Genomic DNA, 11,015 nt, shown 5'->3' on the forward strand with positions numbered 1-11,015 from the left:
CTCCTTACCAGTACAGGGCGACAAACAGCACCACCAGCGTCACCAGCGCCGTGACAACCCACAGCCCTTTGATGATCGGCTGCGGTCCCATTTTCTCGTCTTTGACGATGATATTCGCGGCTTTCGGTGCCAACTCAAACCAGGTTTTGGTGTGCAGCAACGCCCCCGCCAGCGTGATGAGGTTAAGGATCACCACCACCGGGTTTTGCAGGAAGCCCACAAATCCCGCCCAACTTTCTGCGCCATGCTTCAGCGCAAACAGGCCATAAATCAGCACGATGCTGAACCACACGGTAGTGATTGCCGTGCCTTCGCGCAGCATATAAAAGCGATAAAACGGCAGGTTTTTCCACCAGTTTGACGGCACCGGCCGCACGTAAGGTTTACGTTTCGTTGTCATCATGCGCTCCTTAGCGTGGTTTCAGGGTGGCGATAAGAAAGTCTTTCGAACTTTCCACTTTCCCCTGCTGAATGGCCGCCGCCGGATCGACGTGCTTCGGACAAACGACAGAGCAGTAGCCCACAAACGTACAGCTCCAGACGCCGTTCTGGCTGTTAAGCTGCGCCATACGCTCTTTCTTGCCGCGATCGCGGCTGTCTTCGTTATACCGGTGCGCCAGGGTGATCGCTGCCGGGCCGATAAATTCCGGGTTCAGTCCAAACTGCGGACAAGCGGCGTAGCACAGACCGCAGTTGATGCAGCCGGAGAACTGATGGTATTTCGCCATCTGCGCCGGCGTCTGGGTGTTCGGCCCCTGATCCGGTGTACGCGGATTGCCGATAATGTAGGGTTTAATGGCTTCCAGGCTCTCGATAAAGTGCGTCATATCGACCACCAGATCGCGTTCAATCGGGAAGTTCGCCAGCGCCTCCACCTTCATGCCTTGTTCGTATTCGCGCAGGAAGGTTTTACAGGCCAGCTTTGGCACCTTGTTGACCATCATGCCGCAGGAGCCGCAAATCGCCATGCGGCACGACCAGCGGTAGCTGAGATCCGGCGCGAGGTTATCCTTGATATAGCCCAGCGCGTCCAGCAGCGAGGTTTGCTCATCAAAGGGCACCTCGTAAAACGCGCTGTGAGGGGCGCTGTCCACTTCCGGGTTATAGCGCACCACCTCGATTTTCAGGGTTTGTAGCTCAGCCATTCGCCTTCTCCTTCTTCTCGGCTGCTTCCGCTTCGCCGCCGTACATGCGTTTCGCCGGCGGCAGCGTGGTGATCTTCACGTCGCTGTATTCCAGACGCGTCGTGCCGTCAGCATCGCGATAAGCGAGCGTATGTTTGAGGAAGTTGACGTCATCGCGTTCGGTGCAGCCTTCGTCCAGACGCTGATGCGCGCCGCGCGACTCTTTACGCGCCATCGCCGAGTGCGCCATACACTCCGCCACGTTCAGGCCATGCTTCAGCTCAAGGGTATACAGCAGATCGGTATTTAACACACTGGAGGTGTCGGTGATGCGCACGCGTTTGAAGCGCTCCTGCAACTCCGCCAGCTTATCGATGGTTTTCTGCATCAGTTCCGGCGTACGGTAGATGCCGCAGCCTTCTTCCATCGCCATGCCCATTTCGTCGCGCAGATGCGCCCAGTTTTCACTGCCTTCCTGGTTAACGAGATCTTTCAGGCGCTGTTCCACATCACCGGCCTGGGCGTTCAGCGCCTTATCGTCAGGCTGATGTGCGCCCATGGCATGTTCCATGGCTTTTTCACCGGCGAGGCGGCCAAAGACCACCAGTTCGGCCAGCGAGTTCGAGCCAAGACGGTTCGCGCCGTGCAGCCCGACAGAGGAGCATTCGCCCACCGCGAACAGGCCTTTGATGCGGGTTTCGCAGTTTTGATCGGTTTCGATGCCGCCCATGGTGTAGTGCGCGGTCGGGCGTACCGGGATCGGATCTTTCACCGGATCGACGCCGACATACGCTTTGGCAAGCTCACAGATAAACGGCAGACGTTCGAGCAGCTTTTTCTCACCCAGATGGCGGAGATCCAGATGGATCACGTCGCCGCGTGGCGTCGAAATGGTGTTGCCCTTGCGCCACTCATGCCAGAAGGCCTGGGAGACTTTATCGCGCGGCCCCAGCTCCATATATTTGTTTTTCGGCTCGCCGAGGGGCGTTTCCGGGCCCATGCCGTAATCCTGCAGATAACGGTAACCATCTTTATTCACCAGGATACCGCCTTCGCCACGGCAGCCTTCGGTCATCAGAATGCCGGAACCCGGCAGGCCGGTCGGGTGGTACTGTACAAACTCCATGTCGCGCAGCGCCACGCCGTGGTTCAGCGCAATGCCCATGCCGTCGCCGGTGACGATGCCGCCGTTAGTGTTGAAGCGGTACACGCGCCCGGCACCGCCGGTGGCCATGATCACCGCATTGGCGCGGATCTGCACCAGCGACCCTTCCATCATATTCATGGCGACAAGGCCGCGCACCGCGCCGTCATCCACCAGTACATCGAGGACAAAATGCTCGTCAAAGCGCTGGATCTGCGGAAACTGCAACGAGGTCTGGAAGAGGGTGTGCAGCATGTGGAAGCCGGTTTTGTCGGCGGCAAACCAGGTGCGCTCAATCTTCATGCCGCCGAAGCGCCGCACGTTGACGGAACCATCCGGGCGGCGGCTCCACGGGCAGCCCCACTGTTCAAGCTGGATCATTTCGGTCGGGCAATGGTGCACGAAATAATCCACCACATCCTGCTCGCAAAGCCAGTCTCCACCGGCGACGGTGTCGTGAAAATGGTAATCGAAGCTGTCATGATCCTGCGCGACGGCGGCAGACCCCCCTTCGGCGGCCACGGTATGGCTGCGCATGGGGTACACTTTTGAGATCAGGGCGATTTTAGCGTTGGGATTCGCTTGCGCCGCGGCTATCGCGGCACGTAATCCCGCACCACCTGCGCCAATTACGGCAAGATCGGCTTGAAAGGTTTGCACGACATTCCTCCAGGTTTTAGTTATTCCGCGTCGCCCTTAACAGGCGTCGCAAAAGCATGTCCACTGCTCCATTATGGGGAGGCAGTATAACCTTGCGGGAGGAAGGGAAATTTGATGCGTTCGATTTTTTTGCCGATCTTCCGCGTGATTTATCACTCTGTTTGATGGATCCGGCCCTTTGTCTTATTTGTCCGCCGCGGGCAATAAATTACTGTGCAAAATTTGTCTCTCTGGCGGGTTACGGGTAGACTTCGTGCCCTTATCAGCATACGGAGAATTACCATGAGCGAGACGGCAACCTGGCAGCCGAGCGCGTCCATCCCCAATTTATTGAAACGCGCCGCGAAGATTGCGGAGATCCGCCGTTTCTTTGCCGACCGCGGTGTACTGGAGGTGGAAACGCCCTGCATGAGTCAGGCGACGGTGACGGATATTCATCTGTTCCCGTTCGAAACCCGTTTTGTAGGCCCCGGCCATTCTCAGGGGATGAACCTCTATCTGATGACCAGCCCGGAATACCATATGAAGCGTCTGCTGGTGGCGGGCTGCGGTCCGGTGTTCCAGCTGTGTCGCAGCTTCCGCAATGAAGAGATGGGGCGTCACCACAATCCGGAATTCACCATGCTGGAATGGTATCGTCCGCATTACGACATGTACCGCCTGATGAATGAAGTGGACGATCTGCTGCAACAGGTCCTTGAGTGCCCGGCAGCAGAATCCCTGTCTTATCAGCAGGCTTTCCAGCGCCATCTTGAAATCGATCCGCTCTCTGCCGATAAGCAACAGCTGCGCGACGCGGCGGCGAAGCTGGATCTGAGCAATATTGCGGACACGGAAGACGATCGCGACACGCTGCTGCAATTGCTGTTTACCATGGGCGTCGAGCCGCACATTGGTAAAGATCGCCCGGCCTTTGTCTATCACTTCCCGGCAAGCCAGGCTGCGCTGGCGCAAATCAGCACTGAAGATCACCGCGTGGCGGAACGCTTTGAGGTCTATTTCAAAGGGCTTGAGCTGGCGAATGGTTTCCACGAGCTGACCGACGCCCGTGAACAGCAGCAACGCTTTGAGCAGGATAACCGCAAGCGCGCCGCCCGCGGCCTGCCGCAGCAGCCCATTGATGTGAATCTGCTGGAAGCGCTGAAAGTAGGAATGCCGGATTGCTCCGGCGTGGCGCTGGGCGTTGACCGCCTGATCATGCTGGCACTGGGCGCGGAAAACTTAAGTGAAGTGATCGCCTTTACCGTCGACAGAGCGTAAGGCTTAACGGTCCCGGCCCTCTTTCTGAAAAGAGAGCCGGGGTGAGGGGATTACAAACTTCCCGCCGGGCGGCCACGTCCGGCAGAGGTCAGCGTTCTGTTTGTTGCTTTACCGCCCAGGGTTTCCAGACGCATCTGGAATGGCGGGAACGGCATATCAATACCGTGTTCACGGAAGCCCGCCAGGATCAACTGATGGATCTCATGGCGCAGCGGCATCCGGTGTCCCATCTCCGCAGCGTAAATACGCAGTTCAAACAGCTGAATGCCCTGCTGTAAATCCACCAGGAACACTTCGGGCGGCGGGTTATCGATCACCAGCGAGCAGCGTTCCGCGGCGGTATATAGCAACTGCGTCACTTCCTCACTATTGGCATCCGCCGGAGCAGGCACCGTCAGCACCACACGGGTTACCGAATCCGACAGCGACCAGTTGATGAACTGCTCGGTGATAAACGCCTTGTTCGGCACGATGATCTCTTTGCGATCCCAGTCGCTGATCGTCGTGGCGCGGGTATTGATTTTGGTGATGCTGCCGGTCAGATCGCGGATCGTTACGGTATCGCCGATGCGGATGGGTTTTTCGAACAGAATGATCAGGCCCGAGATGAAGTTGGCGAAAATCTCCTGCAAACCAAACCCGAGCCCGACACCGAGCGCGGCCACCAGCCACTGCAATTTTGACCACTCAATACCAATCATCGAGAAGCCCACCAGACCGCCAAACAGCATCAGCAGATATTTGGTGATGGTGGTAATGGCGTAGCCGGTGCCCGGCGTCAGATCGAGGTGCTGCAACAGCGCCAGCTCCAGCAGGGCAGGGAGGTTACGCACCAGCTGCGTGGTGATGATAAACACCAGAATCGCGATCAGCACCGCGCCAAGGGTAATCGGCTCCAGACTTTCCACGCCCTGCACGGTGGAGGTCACATCCCACAGGGAAATATTCTCCAGGAAGCCAAACGCGGAGTGGATTTCCGACCACAGCACAATCACCGACAGCAGGGCGATCAGCATCAGGATGGAGCGCACCAGGCGCAGCGACTGGGTACTGATGGTATCCAGATCCACTTCGCTCTCGTCCACTTCCACCAGGCCTTCGGTGCTGGTGGTGTGATGCGGATCTTCTTCACCCCGGGCACGCTGGGCGAGGATCTCGGCGCGGCGGTGTTTAGCGCGATCAAAGGCCAGCCGACGACGCTGGATCAGCATCCAGCGGCGAATGATGTGATACACCACCAGCAGCAGGAACCAGATGGCCACCGAGGTCTCCAGCCGCGCCAGCAGTGCCTGCGCTGTCGCCAGATAACCGACCATAGCCGCCAGCATCGCCACCAGCGGGGCGCTCAGCAGCAGGTTCCACAGCAGATGGTTGCCCATGTTGTCACTGCTGCCGGTTTTGTCGACATACAACGGGATCCCGGCGCGTTTCAGGCTCAGGGTGACCATCGCCAGCGCGCCGCAAATCAGCATAAAGCACAGTCGTCCGAGGGAGCCGGAGAACTCACGGTCATTAAGATTATCGAACATGATCAGCGCCATAATCAGCGGCACGATCAGGCCAATACACAGCAAATAGTTGCGCATACCGCGCGCCACACGCGCCCGCGGCCACGCAAAATGCGCGACAAACAGACCGTTGGGGCGGGCAAAGGTGGCGCAAATCATCACCGCCCACAGCATCGGCACGGTCGCGGTGACGCCATCGCCAATCGCCACCGCCAGCGGATACGGCCAGGCCTCACGCAAACCATAACCCAGGGTAGCCCACAGCACCGGCAGCGGCGAGGCCACCAGAATCGACCAGAATACCGTGCGCAGCGTCAGCCAGAAGTGATCCTGAGTCACCTTGCCGACGCGGGCGGACGAACGCTCCAGAAAGCGGGTAAAGTGCTTACGCGAGTACAGGCTGAAGCCGACAAGGAACAGGGCGGCAAACAGCGGCAGCAGCGTTTCTTTGGTGGTCAGCATCATCAGCGTGGCCTTGCCCAGCTGGCTGAAGGTATCCAGCGAGATCAGACGGCGCAGATCCTGCACGATATCGATCGGCCAGCTGAGATTGATAGGGCTGACGTCCGAGGTCCAGAACAGGTAACGGTGCGTCGCCTCGTTCACCTCTTTCAGCGCGTCTTCCAGCTGCGTGTGCGACACCTTGAGCTTGGTGAGTTCAAGGATCAGCGTGTCGCCGCCCTGCAACAGCGAAGTCAGCAGCTCGCGCTGAGTACGCAGTTGGGCGTCAAGAATACGGCTTTGTTCGCGGGTCAGCGGCTGACCATCGACCTGACGGATCTGCCGCAGTTGCGGCTGCTTGTTCAGCAGATCTTCATAGCGCATACGGTGCACGCGCAGCTGCGCCATTTCGGTGTCCAGCTGCTGTGGTTTCGGCATTTCCGGCAGACGGGCGACCTGCGCACGCAGCGCTTCGCCAAGCATGTTGGATGCCCCCAGCCACTGGGACTGCTCGCGCAGGGTATTGAGCGCCTGGCGTACCTGTAACGTCTGACCGGTGGCCTGTCGTTGCTGAGAGGCGACCAGATCCATCCGCTGCGCCTGCTGGTTGAGCGCCTGGGAGAGTTCGCGGTTGATTTTAAACTGATCGACAATGCCGACCGGCAGGTTGGCGCTGTTTTCCGCCAGCATTTCGGTGCTTTCCAGCGCCTGCTCGGCTTCACGCTGCCGCTGGCTGTTGAGCTGATTACGCAGCGCCTGTAAGTAAGTATCCAGCTGCGCCGCCTGCTTTTGCGCCAGCTCGGAGCGCATACGCGCCAGTTCCTGGCGGTTGTTGGCGGACAGTTGCGCCAGCTCCAGTTCATCCACCAGCGCTTTCAGCCTGGCAGATTCCGCCTGAGCACTGAGCAGCTGCGCCTGGGCCAGCGCGGTGGTACCGGCTGGCGTACCGGCGCGGCGTTCCACCTCATTGAGCTGGCGGCGGGCATCGGTTTGCTGCTGCGGCAGCTGGCTTAAGGAATCGCTGATTTCACGGGCGCGCTCCTGCTCCTGCTGCGCCAGGCGCGTCTTATCCAGCAGCTGGCTGCTGACCTGCAAAATTTCCTGATTGAGGGCGTCAGAACTCAGGTCGGTGGGAATGGCGCGCGGCTCGTCGCGCATACTGTTCAGCTGTGCGCGTAAGGTCTGGGAGGTTTTGGCGAAGTCGTCAATGACCTGCTGATACTGCTTTGCGCGCTCAAGCGAGCCGTTACGCTCGTCGAGCGCGTTCAGCGCGGCCTGGAGCACCTCAACGGTTTCGGCCTGATCCGGGGCGTTTTTCGCCCCTTTAGCCTGCTCCAGTTCCTGCGCGATTTGTTTAGCGTCGGGGGCCGTCGCAGCGGACGCCCCCATACTGAGACTGAGGCACCAGGCCATCAGAAAAGCGATAATCAGGCGCACATCAGTTACCTTTTAAAATCAGACAGGGTCTTTCTTGTCGTCCACCAGCGGGTTGGCGTCGTGCTCGGCGTCGATCTCTTCCTGCGGCAGCGGGGTCGGCTCCGGCATCACAATGGCCTCGGTGGAGACCGCCAGCGGTTCGCCGATTTTGGTTACCGACAGGCTTTGCAGCTGTTCAACCAGTTCCACTTTGCCCGGCGCGAACAGGTTAATCACCGTAGAGCCAAGCTTAAAGCGGCCCATTTCCTGGCCTTTCAGCAGGGCGACAGCGCCATCGCTTTCACCCGCGGGCCAGGTCCAGCGTTTGATGATGCCTTCGCGCGGCGGTGTGACGGTGCCCGCCCAGACGGTTTCGATGCTGCCAACGATAGTCGCGCCGACCAGGATCTGCGCCATCGGGCCGAACTCGGTATCAAACAGGCAGATCACGCGCTCGTTACGGGCAAATAAGTTTGGCACATTGCGCGCGGTCAGGTGGTTGACCGAGAAAAGATCGCCCGGCACGTAGATCATCTCACGCAGAATACCGTTACACGGCATATGGACGCGGTGATAGTCGCGCGGCGACAGGTAAGTGGTGACAAAGGAGCCGTTGCGGAACAGATCCGCCATCAGGTAATTCCCGGCCAGCAGCGCTTCAAGGCTGTAGTTATGGCCTTTTGCCTGCAACAGTTTGTCGTTTTCGATGCTGCCCAGTTGGCTGATCACGCCGTCGGCAGGCATCACCAGCACGTTCGGATCGGTATTGAGCGGACGCACTTCATCACGCAGCGGGCGGACAAAGAAGTCGTTAAAGGTGCGATAGCTGGCGGTATCCGGCTTTTGCGCCTCGTTCATATCGACCTTGTAGTATTTGACGAACAGATCGATAACCAGTTTGGTCAGCCAGCCTGCGCGTTTTCTTGCGCCCCAGCCCGCGAGGCGAGTCAGCCACAGTTTAGGCAGAATGTATTGAAGCGAAAGTTTAAATGAGTCTAACAAGGTAGCCTCCAGGCTAATATTTTTTACCGTTCCCGATCCGCGTATTACCGGCGGATCTTTTAAAAGGGTGACAATTCTGGCGATGCTTAGCTTAAATGTCAGCTATCGGTATCAGAAAAGTTTTTACGCGTTTTTACCTGCGACATGCTTTCCAGAATGCGATGATAATTTTCGAAGCGTGATTCGGCGATTTTACCTTGCTCAACCGCCTCGCGGATAGCGCATCCCGGATCGGTATCGTGCTTGCAGTCGCGATATTTGCAGTGGCCTAAATAATCGTGGAAGTCGATAAAGCCCCGGGTAACCTGCTCAGGCTCCAGATGCCACAGACCGAACTCACGTACGCCAGGAGAGTCAATAACGTCGCCGCCGTGCGGGAAATGGTACAGGCGTGAGGCGGTGGTGGTGTGCTGACCAAGACCGGAGTTATCAGAGACGTCGTTAACGAGGATCTCCGTCGGCAGGCCTAACAGCGAATTCAGCAGGCTGGATTTGCCCACGCCAGACTGCCCGGCAAAGATGCTGATACGATCGGTCAGCGCCTCTTCCAGCGGTTTCAGGCCGTCCTGGGTGTAGCTGGACACCATCAGTACGCGATAACCAATGTGGCGATAGATATCCATCTGCTCATTCACAAACGCCATGCCTTCTGCATCCAGCAGGTCGATTTTATTCAGCACGATGATGGGTTCAACGTCCAGGGTTTCGCATGCCACCAGGTAGCGGTCGATGATGTTAAGCGACAGCTCCGGCAGGATAGCCGAGACGATGACAATCTGATTGATGTTCGCCGCGATGGGTTTTACCCCGTCGTAAAAGTCCGGGCGCGTCAGAACGGAAGTGCGCTCATGCACCGCCTCGACGATCCCTTTCACGTTAACGCCTTCCGCGGCGGCTTTACCCGGACGCCAGACAACGCGGTCGCCAGTGACCAGCGAACGAATCGTGCGACGAATGTTACAGCGGTGGGTTTCACCGTCTGCGGATTCCACGTCGGCATGCATGCCAAAACGGCTGATTACGATGCCTTCAGCCGCTTCGCCAAACAGGTTGTCGTCAAGGTCCGGTTTCTCCACAGACGTTTTTAGCCGCCGCTGGTGATTGGCGTTGACGCGGCGCTGCTGGCCTTTGGAGAGTTTATTTTTACTCAATCGTGCTGACTCCTGGTCGCCCCTGATGGGCAAAACCTCTATGATACACGCTATTTTATACTAGTTAACCAGATGTGGCTGGTTATGCGAGAAGGGTGGAAAATAGCATGAGTGCAAATGAAAACAACCTCATTTGGATCGATCTGGAAATGACCGGCCTCGATCCAGAGCGCGATCGAATCATCGAAATCGCGACGCTGGTCACCGATGCGAACCTGAACATTCTGGCAGAAGGCCCGGTTATCGCCGTGCACCAGTCAGATGAACAGCTGGCGCTGATGGATGACTGGAACGTGCGTACCCATACCGGCAGTGGTCTGGTGGATCGCGTGAAGGCCAGCACCCAGGACGATCGCGCCGCAGAGCTGGCGACGATTGAGTTCCTGAAACAGTGGGTGCCGGCAGGCACATCGCCGATTTGCGGTAACAGTATCGGCCAGGATCGCCGTTTCCTGTTTAAATACATGCCGGAGCTGGAAGCGTATTTCCATTACCGCTATCTGGACGTCAGCACCCTGAAAGAGCTGGCTAAGCGCTGGAAGCCGGAGGTGCTGGCCGGCCTGAAAAAGCAAAACACGCATCAGGCGCTGGATGATATCCGCGAATCGGTCGCGGAACTGGCCTATTACCGCGAGCATTTCATCAAGCTGTAACTTTTTTTTGGCCCCTGTCTTTCGCAGGCGAGGGGCCATAATGCGGATTTTGATGGGAAAATAATCATCTTGCCGATTAAAGCAGCACTTGAACAAAAAATTTAAATTTTTCAGTTTCAGGGCTTGCAGCTAAAATGAATTCTCGTATAATGCGCCTCCCGTACCGATGCAGAAATTGCAAAGTTACGCAGAGCGGGAATAGCTCAGTTGGTAGAGCACGACCTTGCCAAGGTCGGGGTCGCGAGTTCGAGTCTCGTTTCCCGCTCCAAAATTTGAAATGGCTTTTAAAGCCGCGCAGTATCCAGATTCAAGGATTTCATGTTGCAACCAGGCAGCCTGAAAGACGACGAATATGCGGGAATAGCTCAGTTGGTAGAGCACGACCTTGCCAAGGTCGGGGTCGCGAGTTCGAGTCTCGTTTCCCGCTCCAAAATTTGATTGGCTTTTTACAGCCACGCACCACCCAAGCGGGAATAGCTCAGTTGGTAGAGCACGACCTTGCCAAGGTCGGGGTCGCGAGTTCGAGTCTCGTTTCCCGCTCCAAATTTCTTCTCTGAATAAATTATCCACAGCGGGATCCCTTGCCGCAGACGATTTGTTTCCTCTTTGACATATTCTTGTGAACAGACTTATCCACAGGTTTGTTATTTCTGCCT

8 protein-coding genes and 3 tRNA genes are annotated in these 11,015 nt (G+C 57.5%); 5 read left to right on the plus strand and 6 right to left on the minus strand.

What is annotated here, in order from left to right; genetic code table 11:
* Positions 1-4: 4 nt before the first annotated feature.
* From frdC to frdA, 3 genes are read right to left on the minus strand one after another with little or no spacing between them, the layout of a single operon-like run.
* Positions 5-400 carry a fumarate reductase subunit FrdC gene (gene frdC / locus BMF08_RS07570; RefSeq protein WP_072570254.1) on the minus strand — a complete coding sequence of 132 codons (396 nt, stop codon included), beginning with the start codon at positions 398-400 and terminating at the stop codon, positions 5-7.
* Between the two features lie 10 nt (positions 401-410).
* Entirely contained in the window at positions 411-1,145 is a 735-nt protein-coding gene (locus BMF08_RS07575) for a succinate dehydrogenase/fumarate reductase iron-sulfur subunit (protein ID WP_072570255.1), read from the minus strand.
* A complete protein-coding gene (gene frdA / locus BMF08_RS07580) occupies positions 1,138-2,928 on the minus strand; it encodes a fumarate reductase (quinol) flavoprotein subunit (RefSeq protein WP_072570256.1) in 1,791 nt (596 codons plus the stop codon). The genes BMF08_RS07575 and frdA overlap by 8 nt, the downstream gene beginning before the upstream one ends.
* Positions 2,929-3,210: 282 nt before the next feature.
* Here frdA and epmA point away from each other — a divergent pair, with 282 nt between their 5' ends.
* The gene (gene epmA, locus BMF08_RS07585; RefSeq protein ID WP_072570257.1) at positions 3,211-4,188 is read left to right on the plus strand and encodes an elongation factor P--(R)-beta-lysine ligase; all 978 of its coding nucleotides are present in this window, start codon (positions 3,211-3,213) and stop codon (positions 4,186-4,188) included.
* 50 nt (positions 4,189-4,238) lie between these two features.
* Here the strand turns inward: epmA and mscM are convergent, their stop codons facing one another.
* From mscM to rsgA, 3 genes are all read right to left on the minus strand, one after another.
* Positions 4,239-7,574, minus strand: coding sequence for a miniconductance mechanosensitive channel MscM (mscM, locus tag BMF08_RS07590; protein WP_072570258.1), 3,336 nt, complete (start codon positions 7,572-7,574; stop codon positions 4,239-4,241).
* 18 nt (positions 7,575-7,592) lie between these two features.
* The gene (gene asd / locus BMF08_RS07595; RefSeq protein ID WP_072570259.1) at positions 7,593-8,555 is read right to left on the minus strand and encodes an archaetidylserine decarboxylase; all 963 of its coding nucleotides are present in this window, start codon (positions 8,553-8,555) and stop codon (positions 7,593-7,595) included.
* Positions 8,556-8,653: 98 nt separating this feature from the next.
* Positions 8,654-9,706: a small ribosomal subunit biogenesis GTPase RsgA gene (gene rsgA / locus BMF08_RS07600; RefSeq protein ID WP_072570260.1), complete on the minus strand. Its 1,053-nt coding sequence runs from the start codon at positions 9,704-9,706 to the stop codon at positions 8,654-8,656.
* A 107-nt stretch (positions 9,707-9,813) separates the two neighbouring features.
* Between rsgA and orn the strand changes: the two genes are divergently transcribed.
* The 4 genes from orn to BMF08_RS07620 all read left to right on the plus strand — a co-directional run bounded on the left by orn (position 9,814) and on the right by BMF08_RS07620 (position 10,902).
* Entirely contained in the window at positions 9,814-10,359 is a 546-nt protein-coding gene (orn, locus tag BMF08_RS07605) for an oligoribonuclease (protein WP_072570261.1), read from the plus strand.
* A 192-nt stretch (positions 10,360-10,551) separates the two neighbouring features.
* A tRNA-Gly gene (locus BMF08_RS07610) sits at positions 10,552-10,627 on the plus strand.
* Between the two features lie 86 nt (positions 10,628-10,713).
* A tRNA-Gly gene (locus BMF08_RS07615) sits at positions 10,714-10,789 on the plus strand.
* A gap of 37 nt (positions 10,790-10,826) precedes the next feature.
* Positions 10,827-10,902 (plus strand) — tRNA-Gly (locus BMF08_RS07620).
* Positions 10,903-11,015 lie beyond the last annotated feature (113 nt).

The organism is Enterobacter sp. SA187 (assembly GCF_001888805.2).
GTDB lineage: Bacteria > Pseudomonadota > Gammaproteobacteria > Enterobacterales > Enterobacteriaceae > Enterobacter_D.